The sequence below is a fragment of the Sneathiella sp. genome (assembly GCF_041689005.1).
Taxonomy (GTDB): domain Bacteria; phylum Pseudomonadota; class Alphaproteobacteria; order Sneathiellales; family Sneathiellaceae; genus Sneathiella.
On record NZ_JBDNHC010000087.1, the window covers coordinates 59,143 to 78,054 of the forward strand.

General features: G+C 52.5%; 15 protein-coding genes. 13 read left to right on the forward strand and 2 right to left on the reverse strand.

Features of this window, described 5'->3' with window-relative positions; genetic code table 11:
- Nucleotides 1-4: 4 nt before the first annotated feature.
- From ACESNI_RS10710 to ACESNI_RS10730, 5 genes are all read left to right on the forward strand, one after another.
- Nucleotides 5-1,630 (forward strand): rhodanese-like domain-containing protein, encoded by a 1,626-nt coding sequence (locus ACESNI_RS10710; protein WP_373086624.1) that lies wholly within the window; start codon nucleotides 5-7, stop codon nucleotides 1,628-1,630.
- Nucleotides 1,627-2,478, forward strand: coding sequence for an alpha/beta fold hydrolase (locus ACESNI_RS10715; RefSeq protein WP_373086625.1), 852 nt, complete (start codon nucleotides 1,627-1,629; stop codon nucleotides 2,476-2,478). The genes ACESNI_RS10710 and ACESNI_RS10715 overlap by 4 nt, the downstream gene beginning before the upstream one ends.
- Nucleotides 2,479-2,623: 145 nt before the next feature.
- Nucleotides 2,624-4,096, forward strand: coding sequence for a hydroxymethylglutaryl-CoA synthase family protein (locus ACESNI_RS10720; RefSeq protein ID WP_373086626.1), 1,473 nt, complete (start codon nucleotides 2,624-2,626; stop codon nucleotides 4,094-4,096).
- Nucleotides 4,089-5,291 (forward strand): acetyl-CoA acetyltransferase, encoded by a 1,203-nt coding sequence (locus tag ACESNI_RS10725; protein ID WP_373086627.1) that lies wholly within the window; start codon nucleotides 4,089-4,091, stop codon nucleotides 5,289-5,291. The genes ACESNI_RS10720 and ACESNI_RS10725 overlap by 8 nt, the downstream gene beginning before the upstream one ends.
- A gap of 90 nt (nucleotides 5,292-5,381) precedes the next feature.
- Nucleotides 5,382-6,287 (forward strand): SDR family NAD(P)-dependent oxidoreductase, encoded by a 906-nt coding sequence (locus ACESNI_RS10730; protein WP_373086643.1) that lies wholly within the window; start codon nucleotides 5,382-5,384, stop codon nucleotides 6,285-6,287.
- Between the two features lie 52 nt (nucleotides 6,288-6,339).
- Here the strand turns inward: ACESNI_RS10730 and ACESNI_RS10735 are convergent, their stop codons facing one another.
- Nucleotides 6,340-7,722 (reverse strand): PLP-dependent aminotransferase family protein, encoded by a 1,383-nt coding sequence (locus ACESNI_RS10735; protein WP_373086629.1) that lies wholly within the window; start codon nucleotides 7,720-7,722, stop codon nucleotides 6,340-6,342.
- A 416-nt stretch (nucleotides 7,723-8,138) separates the two neighbouring features.
- Between ACESNI_RS10735 and ACESNI_RS10740 the strand changes: the two genes are divergently transcribed.
- Genes ACESNI_RS10740 through ACESNI_RS10765 form a run of 6 tightly spaced genes read left to right on the forward strand, consistent with a single transcriptional unit; the run spans nucleotide 8,139 to nucleotide 15,501 of the window.
- The gene (locus tag ACESNI_RS10740; protein WP_373086630.1) at nucleotides 8,139-9,776 is read left to right on the forward strand and encodes an AMP-binding protein; all 1,638 of its coding nucleotides are present in this window, start codon (nucleotides 8,139-8,141) and stop codon (nucleotides 9,774-9,776) included.
- A 2-nt stretch (nucleotides 9,777-9,778) separates the two neighbouring features.
- Nucleotides 9,779-11,428: a class I adenylate-forming enzyme family protein gene (locus ACESNI_RS10745; protein WP_373086632.1), complete on the forward strand. Its 1,650-nt coding sequence runs from the start codon at nucleotides 9,779-9,781 to the stop codon at nucleotides 11,426-11,428.
- A complete protein-coding gene (locus ACESNI_RS10750) occupies nucleotides 11,428-13,032 on the forward strand; it encodes a class I adenylate-forming enzyme family protein (RefSeq protein ID WP_373086634.1) in 1,605 nt (534 codons plus the stop codon). The genes ACESNI_RS10745 and ACESNI_RS10750 overlap by 1 nt, the downstream gene beginning before the upstream one ends.
- Nucleotides 13,033-13,068: 36 nt before the next feature.
- Entirely contained in the window at nucleotides 13,069-14,088 is a 1,020-nt protein-coding gene (locus ACESNI_RS10755) for an NAD(P)H-dependent flavin oxidoreductase (RefSeq protein WP_373086635.1), read from the forward strand.
- A complete protein-coding gene (locus ACESNI_RS10760) occupies nucleotides 14,063-15,082 on the forward strand; it encodes a hypothetical protein (RefSeq protein ID WP_373086637.1) in 1,020 nt (339 codons plus the stop codon). Before ACESNI_RS10755 ends, ACESNI_RS10760 begins: the two co-directional genes overlap by 26 nt.
- Nucleotides 15,082-15,501, forward strand: a complete 420-nt coding sequence (locus tag ACESNI_RS10765; protein ID WP_373086638.1) for a hypothetical protein — start codon at nucleotides 15,082-15,084, stop codon at nucleotides 15,499-15,501. The genes ACESNI_RS10760 and ACESNI_RS10765 overlap by 1 nt, the downstream gene beginning before the upstream one ends.
- A gap of 85 nt (nucleotides 15,502-15,586) precedes the next feature.
- On the opposite strand, the gene ACESNI_RS10770 is transcribed toward ACESNI_RS10765, so the two are convergent.
- Nucleotides 15,587-16,801 carry a nitrate/nitrite transporter gene (locus tag ACESNI_RS10770; protein WP_373086639.1) on the reverse strand — a complete coding sequence of 405 codons (1,215 nt, stop codon included), beginning with the start codon at nucleotides 16,799-16,801 and terminating at the stop codon, nucleotides 15,587-15,589.
- A 242-nt stretch (nucleotides 16,802-17,043) separates the two neighbouring features.
- Between ACESNI_RS10770 and ribB the strand changes: the two genes are divergently transcribed.
- Together ribB and ACESNI_RS10780 are read left to right on the forward strand one after the other, a co-directional pair.
- Nucleotides 17,044-18,144 carry a 3,4-dihydroxy-2-butanone-4-phosphate synthase gene (gene ribB / locus ACESNI_RS10775; protein WP_373086641.1) on the forward strand — a complete coding sequence of 367 codons (1,101 nt, stop codon included), beginning with the start codon at nucleotides 17,044-17,046 and terminating at the stop codon, nucleotides 18,142-18,144.
- Nucleotides 18,145-18,273: 129 nt separating this feature from the next.
- Nucleotides 18,274-18,912 (forward strand): SDR family NAD(P)-dependent oxidoreductase (locus ACESNI_RS10780; RefSeq protein ID WP_373086642.1); only part of this gene is annotated, 639 nt, incomplete at its 3' end.

The following is an 18,912-nucleotide window of genomic DNA, read 5'->3' on the forward strand; positions in this document are numbered from 1 at the left end:
ACGGGTGAAAACAATCAACGCACATGAATTGTACAAACGGATGCAGGCGCCGGAAGGAACCTGGCCACATCGGCAATGGGCGCTGTTCGACGTTCGCGAACCGGGAGAAAGCCAGAACGGCCATATCCCAAGCGCAACATTTTTGCCAAGGCGCATGCTCGAGTATCGGCTTCCAGAACTTTTGTCGACAAAAGCCACGCCCGTCATATTGTACGACAGTGGACAGGCGGATGATTCACGCGCCAAGCTGGCGGCTCAATCCATGGACGATTTCGGGTACACTGATGTTACTGGGCTCGACCGGGGGGCTGCTGCATGGCAATCCGCTGGCCATGAACTTGCCACGGGATGGAATGTCCCGGGTAAGGATTTCGGAGAACGGCAATTGGCGGTCAGCAATGTTCCGTATTTAAGTCCTGACGAACTCGCCGACAGATTGGCCCAAGGCGAAAAAATTGGCATATTTGATGTCAGAACACCGGGCGAATACCGCGAATCATCGATTCCCGGCAGCATTAGCGCTCCGTCTTTCGAATGGGCTTCGCATATCAAAGACATCGCAGATACTTACGATACGATCATTATCCACTGTGCTGGCCGAACCCGTTCCATAATCGGGGCGGCGACTGCGTGTGCACTTGGGATCGACAATATCCACTCACTTGAGAATGGCACAATGGGCTGGATCCTTGCTGATCGTGAGTTGGCTAAAGGGCAGGACGGAATTCTAGGTACGCCAAGTGATAAAAGCCGCCGTTATGCGCAGCAGCGGTCACGCCAACTGGCAGATGAAAGTGGTGCGGCATATATCGCTGCGGACACCCTTCGCAACTGGTCAAATGACCGGAGCCATACACCGGTCTACATTTTTGACACGCGCGACATGGATGCGTATACGGCCGGACACATTCCTGGTGCAATATCATTGCCTGGAGGTCAGGCCTGCCAGCGGGCTGATGATTTCGCCGCTGTTCCAGGAAGCCGGATCGTTTTTGTCGATGACGACGATGCGCGCGCTGCCCTTTCTGCCTATTGGTATTGTCGGATGGGCTTCCCGAATGTTTCTGTGCTCGATCAGGGGATGCCTGGCTGGCTTCAAATGCAGTACCCAATAGAGACAGGGCGCGGCCGTTCCGCACTGCTCGGCCTTGAAAGCGCCGAGCGCGCAACGCAAGCTTACGATGCAGTAGCATTCGCAAAAGTTCTCGATTTAGAAAAGCCGCCGCTTGTCATTGATGTCGGTACGAGCGAACAGTTCGCTGCGTGCCATATTCGGGGTGCGATCTGGATTCCGCGTGGGAGTCTGGAAGACAAGATTAATGACTATGCCAATACGTCAACTCCGCTTGTTCTGACCGCACGGGACCCGAATCAGTCGACATTCGCAGCAGCGTCGCTCGTTGCCAAGGGGTTCACCGATGTCAGACGTCTGTTGGTGCCCGGTAAAGACTGGCATCAGTCGCTGTCGACCGAAACCGGTCTTCCTGAAGGCATGGCCTCCACACAAGATACGCTGGCAATACCTTATCTCCAGAACAAAGCCCGCATGCGAGAATATCTCGAATGGGAAGAAAAGCTGGGTCAAAAGCATAAAAGCGAATCCTCGACGTCAGGGGCCCGTGTACCATGAGTACCGATAACTGGGGCGGGGCGGCGGAGGTCGCTCATCTGGAAAGTATCGCCAAACGTCATACCACGCTCTGTGGAGACGGTTCTCTTACCTGGCGTGAATGGGGTTCCGGCCCGCCGCTTATGCTCTTTCACGGAGGCTTCGGTTCCTGGCAACACTGGTCTCGCAATATTCCGGGGTTATCGGAGAAGTTTACGGTATTCGCAGCCGACCTACCGGGTCTAGGCGATTCAGATGTAGCCCCTGAGCCGCACACCTCCGAAGGCCTTTCTGCAATTCTGAGCGATGGCTTAGAACAGTTGCTAGGCCGTGATACTCGCTTTTATCTTGGTGCCTTTTCTCTCGGCGCGGTGCTCTGCAGCCCCTTGATTCACAAGGCAGGAGACAGGCTCATACATGGCATCCTAATTGGCCCCGGTGGATTAGGGAAATATTGGACTAATGCCGTCGAGAACCAGCGCCGCCGCTCGTCAACCATGAGCGAGAGCGAGTTACGCGATATTGTGCGAAGCAATCTTGGGCACACCATGATCGGTAACCGTGAAATGATCGATGAAGACACCATTACAATCCAGATGGGGCTGCTCAATCAAAAACGGGGCCTGAAGGGTCTGCCGATGTCGCAATCTCCGGTGCTGGTCAATCTTCTTCCGTCGATCCACAAGCGAATAACCATTGTCTGGGGCGAATTGGATCCCTACCTCGTGCCTGACTTGCCGACGGCAATTGCCGATCTTCAGGCGGGTTGCCCTGGCCTCGATGCCAGAATAATTGACGGCGTTGGCCACTGGGCTAACTATGAGGCCGCTCCGGTCGTCAATGAGATGTTTTATCAATTGAAAAATTGAATCAATTTACATTTATTGTATCTTTTGTTATTGTTGCATTATGTAAACATTGTTACTTTGTGCAAAGACTGTTTCGATCATCGCCAGCCGCCAAAATGGCTTTCATCACGGTTGAAACAAGAATGTTCCTTGGGAGAGACTAAATATGATCGGACTAACAGGCTTCGGCGGATATATTCCCAGGCTGAGGTTGTCACGCAAAAGCATTGCCGACACGAACGGCTGGATTCAACCCGGACTTAAAGGACTCGGTAAGGGCGAACGCAGTATCTGCAATTGGGACGAAGACAGCGTAACAATGGCAGTCGAAGCCGCACGGGATTGTCTGCACGATCGAGATAATGCTGAAATTCGTGCGATCTATCTCGGATCAACGACTTTACCTTTCCTCGATCGACAGAATTCAGGGATTGTCGCTGCAGCACTTAACATGGATGAGAGCCTTTCGACCGTCGATATCACATCATCACAAAAGGCAGGCACCACTGCACTGAGCACGGCGCTCGATTCCGCCGATAGTTCTGATGGCAAAGAAATTCTCGTTCTGGCAAGTGACGCAAGACATACCCGGGCCGCAGCTCAACAGGAAATGATTTTCGGTGATGGAGCCGCTGCCTTTACGGTCGGATCGAAGGGGGTCATCGCGGAATCATTGGCCAGGCATTCATTTGCGACAGATTTCGTTGATCACTATCGCGGCGAAAACCGATCATACGACTACAATTGGGAAGAACGCTGGATCCGCGACGAAGGCTACCTGAAGATCATGCCGCAGGCTATTGACAAAGCGCTTGCCAAAGCTGGCATCGACGCCGCTTCGGTCGATACCCTGATTGCTCCGTCAACCCTCAAGCGGGTGCCGGAAAAAATCGCCCAAATGACTGGCATTAATGCAGATGCGCTCGCAGATGCGCTTGATGGGAGGGTCGGCGCTACGGGTTGCGCACACCCCCTTGTTATGCTCTCGCACGTCCTTGAAAGTGCAAAGCCCGGACAGATTATAGTTGTTGCCTCTTTCGGGCAGGGCTGCGATGTCCTGATTTTCAAAGTTACGAACGCGATTGCTGACCGCCAACCACAAACAGGTATTTCCGGGTATATCGCACGCCGTCAAGAAGAAACCAACTACAACAAGTACATGGCATTCAACGACTTGGTCGAACAGGAAAAGGGGATGCGCGCGGAACTGGATAACCAGACAGCCATGACACAGCTCTATCGTCGACGCGACATGCTTCTCGGTCTGGTCGGCGGCGAGTGCGACGTCTGCGGGACCCGTCAGTTCCCGCGTTCCCGCGTTTGTGTCAATCCAAACTGCAACGCAACGAATACGCAAAAACCGTGTAATTTTTCAGACACGCCGGCAAAAATCATGACATGGTCGGCCGATCACCTGACCTACTGTCCTGACCCACCCTTGCATTACGGCATGATCCAGTTTGAGGGTGGCGGCAGGTTCTTGGCCAATTTCACGGACGCTGACGTTGGTCATGTCGGTACAGGCCAGGACGTAAAGATGATGTTTCGCGTCAAAGATTTCGACAATCAGCGCGGCTTCCGCCGGTATTTCTGGAAAGCCGCCCCCATCCGGACAAGTGAGGAATCAAAGAATGGCTAGCGGTATCAAAGACAAAGTTGCAATCCTGGGGATGGGTTGCTCAAAATTCGGTGAACGCTGGGAAAGTGATCCCGAGGACCTAATGGTCGAAGCATTTGACGAATGCATTGCCGATGCCGGAATCGACATGAAGGATATCCAGGCGGCATGGCTGGCAACAGCGATTGAAGAAATTCACGTCGGCAAAGGCGGCATCCCGCTCGCCTTCGCATTGCGCCTGCCTTATATTCCAGTAACGCGTGTCGAAAACTTCTGTGCCAGCGGCTCGGAAGCGCTTCGAGGAGCAGTCTATGCAGTTGCCTCCGGCGCCTGTGATATCGCTCTCGCGCTCGGGGTTGAAAAGCTCAAGGACACAGGGTATGGCGGACTCCCGCAACGCAGCCGTGGCGCACTCAATTCAATGTGGTGGGCTAACTACTCGGCGCCGGGATCCTTTGCTCAACTTGCCTCGGCGTATCGTGCAAAACATGGCGTCGACGCAGCCGAGCTAAAACGTGCGATGGCCCATATTTCCGTCAAAAGTCACGCTAATGGCTCCAAAAACCCCAAGGCCCATTTACAGAACAAGATCACTGAAGCACAAGTACTTAATGCGCCAATGATTGCCGAACCTCTCGGCATTTTTGATTGCTGCGGCGTAAGCGACGGCGCCGCGTGCGCAATTGTCACGACACCTGAAATTGCCAAAAGCCTCGGCAAAAAGGATTTGATAACCGTAAAAGCGATTCAGTTGTCGGTCTCAAATGGTATCGAAGCCGGTCACAACACCTGGGACGGCAGCCATTTCATGACCGCCCGGATTGCCAGTAAGCGCGCTTATGAGGAAGCCGGTATTCGTGATCCGCGTAAGGAGATCGGCCTTGCTGAAGTCCATGATTGTTTCTCCATTACCGAGTTGGTGACCATGGAAGATCTTTATCTTTCACCTGAGGGTGGCGCTGTAAAAGACGTGCTTAATGGATTCTATGATGCTGACGGCGGTTTGCCGTGTCAGATTGATGGTGGCCTGAAATGTTTTGGCCACCCCATTGGATCTTCCGGCCTTAGGATGATGTACGAGCTTTATTTACAGATGCAGGGCCGTGCCGGTGACCGTCAGGTTGAAAATCCGAAAATCGGACTTACCCACAATCTCGGTGGCGCCCCGCATCAGAATGTCTGCTCGGTTGCCATCATAGGCCAACAGGGGGCCTGAGTGTAGGCGATCAATCTATTAAAAATCTTCCGGCCACAACGTAGACCGGGTTCAATAAACCGATGAGTGGAGATGCGAAGTATGGGGAATATGCTAGACGGGAAAGTTGTCATCGTTACTGGTTCTGGGCGTGGAATCGGTCGTGGCATTGCCGAAATGATGGCGGCACAGGGGGCCAAGGTGGTCGTCAATGATCTCGGCGCGACGGCTGAAGGGGAGGGCTCGGATACAGGCCCGGCGAACGAAACTGTCGCTGCAATCGAAGCTGCCGGTGGCGCTGCAATTGTCAACGGCGACAGCGTCGCAAGTTGGGACGGAGCGCATAATATGGTTGAAGCCGCATTGTCGAAGTGGGGCAGGGTCGATTGTGTTGTCAATAATGCCGGTATTCTGCGTGATGTGATTTTTCACAAAATGGAAGAATCCGATTTCGACGCTGTCATCGGGGTTCATCTTAAAGGTGCTTTTAACGTATCCCGCGCGGCCGCGCCGCACTTCCGCAAACAGGAAAGCGGCGCCTATGTCCATATGACATCAAATTCAGGACTGGTTGGCAACTTCGGACAGGCAAACTATGCGGCGGCAAAAATGGGCATCCTCGGGCTTTCCAAATCGATTGCACTCGATATGAGCCGTTTTAACGTACGCTCCAATTGCATTTCGCCGTCGGCCTGGAGCAGATTAACCGGCACGATTCCCTCCGAAACTGAAGACCAAAAAGCGCGTGTGAAAAAAATTATGTTGATGACGCCCGACAAGATTGCGCCGCTTGCAACCTATCTTTGTAGCGATATCGCAAATGATGTCACAGCGCAGATCTTTGGGGTTCGCAATAACGAGATATTCTTGTTTTCACAAAATAGGCCGATCCGCTCTGTCCATAACTCCGGTGGCTGGACACCGGAAAAAATTGCAGATCATGCGATACCGGCGCTCAAATCGTCGTTTTACGCTCTTGATCGATCCGCTGATGTCTTTAGCTGGGATCCAATCTGATTTACGCGTACTCGGTCGGCAATGCAGTCCGACCGAGCCTCGTGTGGGCCTGCTAGATAATTGCGAGTTGCGGCCCCGGTCGCTCCATAGCAATTTTACGCACTATACGAAGGCCATCGATCAAAACGCCAAGATTGGTCTGTGGATTCAGCGATATTCTTACGGCGTTGCCAACCTCATCAGAGCCAACCATAAAGTTGCTTGAGCGAACGACCGATACACCGGCTTTTTGAACTGCATCTGCAAATTCACTCGAGCTCCAGTGATCCGGCAATCTTAACCAGGCGAAGAATGCTGCGGGATTGCTGTTGACGTCGAGACCGGACAATTCCTGACGCACCAGTTCATGGCGCCGCGCCAATTCCTGATTGTTGCGATCAGCGATGCGGCCGGCCGTTCCATCCATAATCATCAGCGAAGCCGCTTCCATAACCAGAGGCGAAGTCGCCAGCGACAACGAATGGATGGTATTGGACAAAGCCTCAATGAATGAAGCCGGGGCGCCGATAAATCCGACCCGTAATGCCGGGGAGACACACTTGGAAAGGCTGCTAATATAAATTGTCCGCTCTGGTGCATATGCCGCTAATGGCAGACCACGATCACTCAAGCCCGCTGCAGCAACGTCATCTTCAATCAGAATTAAGTCGTGGATGCGTGCGACCTCGGCAATTTTTTTGCGGCGCTTATCCGACATTACGCAGCCGACTGGATTATGCACGGTCGGTTGCAGATAGGCAACGCGCCCGCCCGTTTTTTCGGCCGCCGCAGCCAACGCCTCCGGAATCATGCCCTCGGAATCCATCTCTACCCCTTCAAGTTCTATTTCCCGAAGAGACGCGATTGATTTCAGGCCCGAATAGGTGATCCGTCCTGATAAAATTGGCCCTGGAAGATTGGCGAGAGTCATGATGGCCGCAAGCAAACCGTGCTGGCCGCCACTACAGACGATTACCTGCTCGGGGGGGATTTTCAGACCACTCCGTTTGATCCAGGCCGCGCCTGCGGTTCGATGGGTAATATAGCCAGCAGCGGGTGGATAACCGATGAGCGGCAATAAGACAGCATGATCAGCGACGCCGGTGATAACCCTGGCCAGAGTATCTGCCAATTCATTAACAGGGATTCGAAAGCAGGCCAGATCGACCGTCCCTGGTTTGCGTTCCGGCAGATAATTCGCAAACGTATCTTTTTCGTCGTGAGGGCGGACAAAGGTTCCGCGGCCAACTTCACCAGACACCAATTCACGCTTTTTAGCCAACATGTAAGCTCTGCCAACAGTCCCGACGGTAACTCCGAGTTTTCCGGACAGATCGCGTTGCGGTGGAAGCTGCGTGCCTGCCACAAGCTCACCACTGTCGATGGCTTCTGCAATTGCACTCGCAAGGGCAAGATAGCGTGGCCCACCAATATTCGAGATATCGGGTACCCACATATCGTTCTCCAAGTTCGAATCACCATTTTTAGTGTTTACAGACATTGTATCAATACCAATATATCAAAATTACACCAATTTAAATTGGGACATTGCACACAATTTGAAACAACGTTATAAAGGAACAGTGGTCATTATAACTGAGGATAATCGTGTTCCGCGTCCTAGTCGTCAAACAATTCACAATGATTAGTATAGCAGAAAAATCAAGATTTAAACAGTACTTAGCGGATTTATTCCGGAATATGCTCACAACAGGTACATCTTTGCTGGGGACAATGTGCGCATTTTCCCGAAAAGAGTACAATTTTAGTTAGGTCTGATATTGGGCTTATGTGGATCGACTACCAATTGTGGTTATTGTTTGCGGGAGGTAACATGGAGACGGGCAGCACTAAAATTACGGTGAACGTGATATGCCGATGAATAAGTTCACAGGAAAAACCTACGCGGAGTCAATCGCAATTATTGCCGACACTTGGGGCGAGCGGGAAGCCCTTATCTACGGTAGCCGTCGTTATACATATCGCCAAGTTAAGCAAGAAATTGACAATGCATCGCGCAAGTTGCAATCACTTGGGTTACGCAAGGGGGATAAGGTTGCGATCTGGTTGCCCAATCGGCCCGAGTTATTGTTTGTCTGGCTCGCGGCTGGTCAGATCGGTTTAACAGCTGTCATTATGAATACCCGTTTACGCCTTGAAGAAGCTGGCTATCAAATTGTCCAATCGGATAGCCGTGCGGTCATTGTCGCTGGAGATGGGGCGTTTCGTGATTTTGTGGGCGAACTTGTCGAACTGTGTCCAGACATCTCATCCGTCGCGCCGGGGGAAAAATGTGGTGGCGAAGGTTTCCCGGTTCTGGACCATATTGTGGTGCTCGATCCAACATCCCACGATCATTCAGCCCTCATTCAATGGGATGCCATAGATTTTAACACGGAAACTCCTCTCGACTATGAAAAGGATCCCGACAGTCCGGCCCTAATCGTTTACAGTTCAGGCACAACAGCGCTGCCAAAAGGCGCGCTTCTCTCGCACAGTATCTGGCGCAAGGCTGGCGATCATGGGGCGCGATTTTATCAGACGCCGGACGATAAGCTGTATCTTTGTGTCCCGTTGTTTTCAATTTTGTCGACGGTTAATGGCGTCATGACGTTCTGGGCGGGTGGGTCATCCGTCGTGCTGGAAGACCGGTTTGACGCTGAAAAGATGATGGCGACCATTGAGCGGGAAAAATGTACTGCCGCATATTTACTGCCGCTGATGACGCAGCGAGCTCTTGAATTGCCAAACTTTCAGGATTTTGACTTATCTTCATTACGAACCGGCATCATTCTTAGCACCGATCCTGACGCGTATATGCAGGTTTATGAAAAGCTCGGTATGAAAGGCTTTATTACAAGCTACGGCATGACAGAGACTTCCAGCGCTTGCGTGCGGACCTGGTCAGACGACTCTGTTGAAGTGAGGCTGGGGGGGCACGGGAAACCCCTGCCTGACATAGAGGTCCGAGTTGCTGACCAGGTTACTAATATAGAGCTGCCGCGTGGAGAGACCGGGGAGATACAAGTCCGTGGCTATAATACCATGCTCGGATACTATAAGAAGCCCGAAGAAACCGCTCGCGCGTTCACCGAAGACCGTTGGTACAAAACAGGCGACGCCGGAATTCATCAGGAGGATGGTTCGTTCCGTTTTCTGCGCCGCCTTACAGATGGGTATAAGCACAAAGGCTTTAACGTATCCGCAGCAGAAGTTGAGGTCGCTATTGAGCGCCATCCCGAGGTCAAGAGCGCAGCGGTTTTAGGTCTTCCGGACAAAACATTTGGCTATATCGGAATTGCATACGTAATTCTCACCGAAGGCGCCGATGTCACCCCGGAGGCACTCTTGGTCTATGTTAAGGAGCATTTGGCTTCTTTCAAAATACCGGCCCACATATTTATTACTGACGCCTTCCCGATGACCGCCGGCACCGAAAAAGTACAGAAATTCAAGCTCCGTGATATGGCGTTGCAGGAACTGGCAAAACATTCTGCAAAGGTATTATAATTATGAATCCGTTTCGAGATCTGACCTACGCACAAAGTATGGCATATATTGCCGAGACGTATGCGGACCGGGAGGCTATAGTCTACCGTGAAGAACGCTATTCGTTCGCCGATTTGAAATATCAAGTCGATAGAGCGTCGGCGCGTCTCGCATCTTTGGGTCTAAGACCCGGTGATAAAATCGCCCTCTTGTTGCCCAACCGACCGGAGTTTATCTGGTATTGGCTCGGTGCGTCACAGATGGGCCTTGTCGTGGTTGTGCTCAATACGCGCCTTCGCCGTGATGAAATTGCTTATCAGGTGGCGCAGTCAGACAATCGGGCGATAATTATACCGGGCGACGGTTCGTTTCGTGATTTCCTCGCTGAACTGTATGAATTGGCGCCAAATCTAGTCGGCGGCGTGCCTGGGAAACTTGCTAGCGATGAGCTGCCGGAACTCTCATATGTAATCGCCCTTGATCCGTTCGATGCGAAATATACCGGCGCCCTCGACTGGTCGGCGCCGACATCAGACGATCTGCCAGTGCCGGAAATGGAAACCGATATCAACAAGCCCGCCATGATTGCCTACAGTTCCGGAACGACGGCGCTGCCCAAAGGTGCAATGATCTCGCACCGAGCATGGCGCAAGGCATGGGAAATCGGTGCACGTGTCGATCTCAACGAAAATGATTGCCTGTATATGGCGATCCCGCTTTTCGGGTCCATGGCGACACTCAACGGCGTACTGCCGTATCTGGTCCGCGGCGCAAAGCAAATCATCGGTGAACAATTCGATGCTGGAATATGTCTGCGCGCGATTGAAAAAGAACGTGTAACCGGCATTCATCTGCTGCCTCCGAGCATTAAACAGATCATAGAGCATCCTGAATTCTCTCAATGGGACCGTTCCTCGTTACGCCTAGCATATATTTTGTCCGTAGATCCGACGGTCCTTGATGCCGCCGCCGATGTCATTGGCATTCCGGGTATCATGACTGGGTTCGGCATGACCGAAACCACGGCAACTGTAACCCGCAATCGATGGGACGACTCCAGGGCGATACGCCACGAGTTCCAAGGATATGCATTGCCGGATATCGAAGTAAAGATTGTCGACGCGGAAACGCTTGAAGATCTCGACCCGGACACGCCCGGTGAAATATGGGCTCGCGGGTACTGCATCATGAACGGCTACTATAAAAAGCCAAAAGAAACTGCCGCCGCGCTGCGATCCGACGGCTGGTTTCGTACCGGTGATGTCGGCCAACTCAATAAGGAAGGCCGCCTCCGATTTCTAGGTCGTCTTGGCGACGGCTACAAATCACGAGGTTTTAACGTTGCGCCGGAAGAAATTGAACATGTCATCAACCAGCATCCTGCGGTTGAGGCTTCTGCCGTCGTCGGGGTGCCGGACCCACTTGCGGAAAAAGTCGGGGCTGCGTTTGTCGTCCTGAAATCGGGTGATGAGATGACAAGCGATACGTTAATTGAATTTCTCAAGCCAAAGCTGGCAAGCTACAAGATGCCGAACCATGTGTTCTTCGTAGATAGCTTTCCCCGGACGACAGGCACAGGGAAGATACAGAAGTTCAAATTGCGTGAGATCGCTGCTAAACGTCTTGGCATTGCACCACCGGCAGCCTCCGCTATAGAATCGGGGAGATGCTAATGAACCCGTTTATCAACAAAACCTATGCCGAGTGCATTTCATATCTAGCTGATACCTACGGCCATAGTGTTGCGCTGAGCTTCCAGGGACGTGATTACACGTTCAATGCGATCAAACGTGAAGCGGACAAGGTCTCTGTCCGGCTTGCTAAACTTGGCATCAAGCCTGGCGAAAAGGTCGGCATCTGGGTGCCGAACCGGCCAGAATTCGCATGGTTATGGTTTGGGGCCGCGCAGATGGGCGTTGTCCCAGTTATTCTCAACACCCGGCTTCGTAAAACCGAGTTCGAATATCAAATCGCGCAATCCGAAAGCGTCGCCGTTTTCGTACCTGGCCAAGGCGCATTCCGGGATTTTCTCGGTGAATTGGCGGAATCCTGCCCGTCAGTGAAATCCGGGACGCTGCCTGCCGATCCGTTCCCCAAACTTCGCCATGTCATCGCACTCGACCCGGCCGACAATGATTATCAGAACGTCCTGGAATGGGACGCTCTTGGCGACGATGGGCCAATGCCAGAATACATATTGGATCCCGACGCACCGGGATTGATTGCTTATAGTTCGGGAACCACATCGCTACCCAAAGGCGCCATGCTTACGCATTGCATCTGGCGCAAGGCGTGGGACGGATCACGCTATCTCGATCTTGAACCCAGTGACTGCCTCTATCTGACGGTGCCGCTGTTTGGCGTCCTCGGTTGCATCAATGGCTTGCTGATGTTCTGGAGCAACGGATCCCGCATTGTTCTTCGCGATCGCTTCGATCCTGAAGATGTAATAAAGACGGTCCGCGACGAAAAATGTACCCTCGCGCACATGCTGCCGACCATGATCGAACGGATCGCCGAACATTCGACCTATAACAAAGCGGCTTTTGATACGCTCCGAGGCGGCGTACTCCTCAGCAGCAAACGAGAGCACTTCGAACGCGCGGCGGAAGTCATGTGCGCTGAGGGATATACATCCGGCTATGGCCTTACTGAAACGACTGGGTTGGTAACCCGTTGCCGTTGGGATGCCCCGACCGAAGTGCGGCTGAATCATCAGGGATGGCCTCTGCCTGATTGCCCTATTCGTATCATTGACATTGAAACCGGCGCCGACCTCCCGACGGGCGAGGAAGGCGAAATCCTGATTGGGGGCTATTCGGTGATGCTTGGCTATTTCAACAAGCCCGAAGAAACGGAAAAAACCATTGGCACGGGTGGCTGGCTGCGGTCGGGCGACCTTGGCTATCTGAATGCCGATGGTTCGCTCAAGTTTCTTCGCCGCGTAAAGGATGGCTATAAACATAAAGGCTTTAACGTTTCAACGCCAGAAGTTGAAGCTGCGATTATGCGTTTCCCTGACATTGCCGCAGCGGCGGTTGTCGGTGTCCCCGATCCGCAATTCGGCGAAAAGGGCGCAGCATTCGTCATCCCGGTGGATGGAGAAACTCTTGATACGGAGAAATTGAGTGAATTTCTTAAGGGAGAACTAGCATCGTTCAAGGTCCCAGATGTGATTTTCGTGATTGATGCATTTCCGTTGACCGGGGGCACCGACAAGGTGCGCAAATTCAAGTTACGCGATCTGGCCATGGAAAAATTGGGTATTACCGACTGACCAGCATTGGCCAGCAACACTACTGGAGACGAACAGATGGCGGGGGACATCGCGAATGACATCACGCTGATCCGCGGCTCAGCATTATGTGCCTTGCTGGGAATCCGCTACCCGATCATTCAGGGTGGTATGACTCTTGTCGGCACCGGCCATTTGGCGTCAGCTGTCTCCGCCGGTGGCGGACTTGGTGTCGTTTCAGCAGGAAGAATGGATGAGGCAACATTTGCCCGCGAAACGGATTTCGCCCTGGATACCACCGATTGTCCTCTGGCAGTGAATATCCCGATCGGCCGCGCGCAGGAATGGACCGAGGCGTGTTTCAATATTGCTATCAAGCGCGATATTAAAGCTGTGCTGATCGGCGGCGGCAACCCCAAACCATGGTGTCCGCTCGTCAAGGATGCTGGTAAACTTCTCGGTATCGTTGTCGCCACGCCAGATCAGGCAGCTAAAGCCGAAGCAGCTGGAGCCGATTTCGTGGTTGCCGAGAGTATTGAAGCGGGTGGCAGAACAAGCCGGGAGGAACTCGCCGGGGTCACACTGATACCAGCTGCATCTGAACGGATATCCGTTCCGCTGGTCGCCGCCGGTGGCTTCGTTGACGGCCGTGGCCTCGCAGCCGCAATGGTGCTCGGCGCCGATGGTGTGCAGATGGGAACTAGGTTCATGTTGGCTGAGGAATCCCCGCTCCATAAAAATACTTTTTCGGCGATGCTTGCCGCCGACATCACCGATACGCTGGTCGTTGGCACGCGGCACCACATGGGCCGTCGTCTACTGCGGGGTCAGGCGTCGGAAATGGTACATGGCAGCGAAATTTCAGCGTCGCGCGAGGATATGATTGCCATGCTGTCAGGCGAATGGAGCCGACAGGGGCTGCATCTCGGAAATCTGGAGCAGGGTATGATTGCCTGCGGACAGGGCGTCGGACTGATACATGACGTTCTGCCTGCGTCGACCATTATCGAGAATACGGCCCGTGAAGCGGAAGCGCATTTACGGCGTGCATTGTCAATTTTCGGTGCATTGAATGAACAGTCAAGCGGCAATGCCTGACAGCCCCGGAACAGCCGGGCCCATGGATATCACGCCACACGAACGCCTGGCGCTGACTAGCATTGTAGCCGCAACCCTGCTGCTTACCACCGCTATGCTCACGACCATTGGCATTCTCGGCGAATGGCCGTCAGTGACGAGAGCCGCGACGATTGTTCTCGGTGTCTTTATTGCCTTCGAGATTTTTCGCGTACCCGCTCAACAGCTTGTCACCGGCGGCGTCTTGATTGCGATCGGGACTCTCGCCGCCTTGCCTTCCGACGGTGTTTTCGATGTCCTCAAACGGGCATCCGAAGGAACATTGATATTTGCAGCAATGTTTTCCGCTGTTGCCTTTCTGCAATATCCGGCGCTCAACAGCCCGTCGATGTACGCAGCGCGTGAAGTGGTTGTCAGCCAACCGTCCGGGCGGCGTTATGCGACCTTGAGCGTCGCTGCCCATCTGTTTGGCGCATTGACCAATTTCGCGACCCTTAGCCTGCTGTCTACTTTTTTATCCGGCAATCTTGAAGAATCAGCGCGTGAACGCATGGCCTGTGCAATGATACGTGGCTTTGCATTGGCGGCATCGTGGTCGCCGTTTTTTATCAGCATAGCTGTCGTCCTGTATGTACTCCCAGAACTGAAATGGCTGCAGATTGCCTTGCCCGGCATCCCTCTGGCAACTTTGCTGCTTGTATATGGATGGGCTTATGACAAGTTGACAAGTAAACGACATACAGTTCTGTCAGATCCCTCCATCGCTCCGGCGCCAAAGAAACTCGAGTGGTCAGTCATTCGCAAGATCGGGGTTCTTGCCATTACCCTCGTCGGGATGATCCTTGCGACGACGGAATTGCTCAAAATTTCAACGCCAATTGCCATATTTCTGGTTACGCCAATCATAGCGCTGGTCTGGCAGTGGCTGCTTGTACGAGCAAAAAAAATGGCACGATACCCGACATGCTCCGTAGCGTACTCGGCGGGATCAGCCGTCTCAGGGCCGAAATTGTAATGTTTATATCAGCAAACTTCCTGGGATATGGCGCCGCTCGCGCCATAGACGTGGAGACCGTTACAAATTTTCTGCTCAGTATCGGCGTCGTGAACTGGGTCGCGATTTATGTGTTACTGGCGGGCATGCTCATATTGGCCATGTTGATGATCCATCCCCTGGTGCTGATTGTTTTGCTTGGCCAGGTTTTCCCGGGCGAGGCTATTGGCGTGCATCCTGTCAGCCTTGCACTATGTATGTGCCTGCTTTGGGGAATCGGCACGACAGCTTCTCCAGGGTCCGGATTGACCTTATTTATGACCCGCGCCCTAGGTAAATCACCCTGGTACGTTGCTTGGAAACTGAACGCTCTATATGCCGCTGGAGGAGTTTTCGTCGGTGGGGCTTATATCGCAGTTGTGAACCAATGGCTGTTATGAGCTGCTTGCTGAATACTGTTCTGTTACAACGTTTGAGCTGTCAGAAAGCCGCATAGGAAAAATGCGACTGGAACTGCACAGACTATTAGCCCTTGGGAGGAATATCGCGGGTTCGCCGATAAACAAGGAGCATCAGGAGAAAAATTCCGGCCATAAGCGCAAACATCAGACGATAGCCGAGAACCGAGCCAGTAACCTCTGTTGAATCAGTGACTGAGCCAATAACCTGTCCGGTTACAAACTGCATGATAAAAACTCCCGTTATCGCCAACAGACTGATCAATGAAACAGCCCGGCTCGCGTATTCCGGTGCAAAATGCAACTGACCGTGGGCTAATACGACAAGGAAAAACGGTGCCGCCAGTGTGATCATTACGAACAGGATCGATGACATCCAAAAAGACGCATAGCCGACAGTCGCTAGCAGAAAGAACATCACTGCAATAGCGCCCGTCGCCATAAGGACAACGCTCCTTCGCGTGTTAAAAAATCTCTCGATAGGACCGTACATGAGCATGCCGAAACTCATGGCAATGGCCATTGCTAAAAGAACGTAACTACGATGAATGGAGTCGACTTGATGGACGTCCTTCAAAAATGGTCCGGCCCAGATCCCGATCAGCATTTGCATCGGGCTATACAGAAAGATTGCAATCGACAGAATTGGCCATATCCGGCGGTCACGAAGAACCATGCCGAGGCCAGCGATACTTGAGCGCAAGGTCTCCGGAGGCCCTGCTGGTTTGAGAGGCGCAGCGTCGAACGGAACATCACGGACGACGATGTATGTCAGCACAGCAGATACCAATGTGGCCACGGCAAGTGTTGAGAAGACAGAGCGCCAGTCGAATAGTTCGAGCACCCAAGCCAGTGGTAACGTCGAAAATAACGCACCAATACAGCCAACGAACAGAAAACGCCCGGTGATGGTGGAAATCATTTCCGGCGTCCCCCAGCGAACAAAAACTGTATAGGCACCAAGCAATGAGGTAGCAAAGCCAATACCGAGCATGGCACGGCCGACGAAAATGCCGATCCAGCTTTCCGCATAACCCAGGATGAGGCTGCCTGCTACTGCGATCAAAACCATTGCCGGCAGGACAATACGTGTGCCATACCGGTCGATCAGTATGCCCGAGGGCACTTGCATTAACCCTTGAAAGATAAACATGCCGCCGATCACCAGACCGACCTGTTCGGCGTTAAGCATCAGCTCTTCAACAAATACCGGCGCCAGCACCGATCCCGAGGAGCGATGGAATTGCCCCAATGAGAAAAGGATACAAAGGACAATAAACATTAATATAAAGCGGCCGCTTCGCATGGGAGATACAACAATATCCGAGTTGTTACGATGCTGAGATGACACAAATTCACCTTTCATTGGGATTTTTTAGCGGGTACAATGTTGACATCAATGCTTGACAAATACGAGTCATTAAATCCAAATAGACTCAATAATAATACAAAAACAACAGGGTATTTTCATGCCCGGAATTGAGAATCCCTACAACCATGTTAAGTATACAGGATACCGACAAAGTGAATGATGCACGGCTTTCTCCTATCGATGACGTTATTGCTGATATTCGGCAAGGAAAAATGGTCATTTTGATTGATGACGAAGATCGCGAAAATGAGGGAGATTTTGTCATTGCTGCGGAATTCGCCAATGATGCGGCCATTAATTTCATGGCTCGGTTCGGGCGCGGATTGATCTGTCTCGCGCTGACGAGTGATCGAGTTGGTGAACTCGGCTTACCGCCTATGGCGCACCGCCAAGGCGGACGTTACTCTACGGCATTCACGGTATCCATCGAAGCGCGCGAAGGCGTAACCACCGGCATATCTGCGGGTGACCGCGCGAAAACAGTCGCCGCCGCGATTAACCCACGTATGAGTCGCGATGATCTGACGACACCCGGGCATGTTTTTCCTCTATCCGCACGGGATGGCGGCGTCCTGGTCCGCGCTGGTCATACCGAGGCCGCGGTCGATCTTGCCAATCTTGCGGGTCTCACGCCGGCCGGTGTTATATGCGAGATTATGAACGACGACGGGAGCATGGCGCGTTTACCAGATCTCCGCAAAGTTGCGGAATATCATGGACTTAAGCTCGCCTCAATTGCGAATTTAATAGCTTACAGAAGACGCAAGGAAAAATTGATCGAACGCGTTCTTGAACGCACCGTTACAAGTCGTCATGGAGGTGAGTTCCGGTTAATCGTATATCGCAACCTTGTCGACAAGGCCGAGCATGTTGCCCTTGTGAAGGGAGAAATCGATCCAAGTCAGCCCGTCCTGGCACGCGTGCATGCAGTCAATCTTCTAGACGATATTGTCGGCGATCTGTTTTATGAGCATGGTGGTGAGATCCATCGTGCCATGTCGCATATCGGCGAAGTCGGCAGCGGGGTCATTGTTCTAATCCGCGAAGCACACAATGCAAGCCCTTCTGAAGTCCTGTTGAGCCGTGAAAAGTCTGCCCAGAAAAGCGGCAGTAATCTTCGTGACTATGGGACCGGCGCGCAAATCCTGGCTGACCTCAATATTCGCGACATGATACTGTTGACCAATAGCTCGCGGACTATCGCCGGGCTTGAAGGTTACGGCTTGCGGATCGTCGAGCGCAAACCGCTTTAATTTTAGGCATTCTATGGGAGAATTTCCGACGCGCAGGCTGTGTCGAAGCCTAATCCGCTTGGAAAAGTCAAATTGATACCATTTTATCCGTGACATTTTAATACTATCGTGTTGGTATAAAGCATTACATTGGGGTTTGCTTTGCCTAACTTGGCCATCCGAAAAACTGGCGCTGTACGAGGAAATATGATGACAAAACGATTTGAGGGTCAAACAGCTGTTGTAACGGGCGGCGCTGGGGGAATTGGGCGGGCAATTGCCGAAACATTCGCTCGTGGCGGTGCGAGGGTTGCAATCTGCGAAATTAATATCGAATCTGCAATCGCAGCTGCAAAGGATATAACAGAAACTTTTGGCGTCGAATGCGCGGCCTATCAGTGCGACGTTTCAGATCCGGCAAATGTGGAGGATGTTTTTGGGCGAATCGTCGATGAGCTGGGCGGATTATCCATCCTGATCAACAATGCCGGCGTAACCCGCGATAACCTCATTTTCAAGATGAGCGATGACGACTGGGACACGGTCATGGGTGTACATCTGCGCGGTGCATTTGTTTGTTCTAGGGCAGCACAACGAGTCATGGTCGAAAATAATTACGGCAAGATCGTCAATATTTCTTCTACATCTGCCCTCGGTAATCGCGGTCAGGTCAATTATTCGACGGCCAAGGCAGGCCTGCAGGGCTTTACCCGCACTCTCGCGCTTGAGCTAGGGCGCTATAATATCAATGTTAACTGCGTTGCCCCGGGATTCATTGATACCGAGATG

What these genes read in the sequence shown, in the direction of transcription:
- ACESNI_RS10770 (WP_373086639.1), bottom strand. Translation starts at nt 16,801, where the DNA reads ATGTTTATTGTCCTTTGTATCCTTTTCTCATTGGGGCAATTCCATCGC.
- ACESNI_RS10715 (WP_373086625.1), top strand. Translation starts at nt 1,627, where the DNA reads ATGAGTACCGATAACTGGGGCGGGGCGGCGGAGGTCGCTCATCTGGAA.
- ACESNI_RS10730 (WP_373086643.1), top strand. Translation starts at nt 5,382, where the DNA reads ATGCTAGACGGGAAAGTTGTCATCGTTACTGGTTCTGGGCGTGGAATC.
- ACESNI_RS10750 (WP_373086634.1), top strand. Translation starts at nt 11,428, where the DNA reads ATGAACCCGTTTATCAACAAAACCTATGCCGAGTGCATTTCATATCTA.
- ACESNI_RS10740 (WP_373086630.1), top strand. Translation starts at nt 8,139, where the DNA reads ATGCCGATGAATAAGTTCACAGGAAAAACCTACGCGGAGTCAATCGCA.
- ACESNI_RS10735 (WP_373086629.1), bottom strand. Translation starts at nt 7,722, where the DNA reads ATGTGGGTACCCGATATCTCGAATATTGGTGGGCCACGCTATCTTGCC.
- ACESNI_RS10745 (WP_373086632.1), top strand. Translation starts at nt 9,779, where the DNA reads ATGAATCCGTTTCGAGATCTGACCTACGCACAAAGTATGGCATATATT.
- ACESNI_RS10720 (WP_373086626.1), top strand. Translation starts at nt 2,624, where the DNA reads ATGATCGGACTAACAGGCTTCGGCGGATATATTCCCAGGCTGAGGTTG.
- ACESNI_RS10755 (WP_373086635.1), top strand. Translation starts at nt 13,069, where the DNA reads ATGGCGGGGGACATCGCGAATGACATCACGCTGATCCGCGGCTCAGCA.
- ACESNI_RS10725 (WP_373086627.1), top strand. Translation starts at nt 4,089, where the DNA reads ATGGCTAGCGGTATCAAAGACAAAGTTGCAATCCTGGGGATGGGTTGC.
- ACESNI_RS10765 (WP_373086638.1), top strand. Translation starts at nt 15,082, where the DNA reads ATGTTTATATCAGCAAACTTCCTGGGATATGGCGCCGCTCGCGCCATA.
- ACESNI_RS10760 (WP_373086637.1), top strand. Translation starts at nt 14,063, where the DNA reads ATGAACAGTCAAGCGGCAATGCCTGACAGCCCCGGAACAGCCGGGCCC.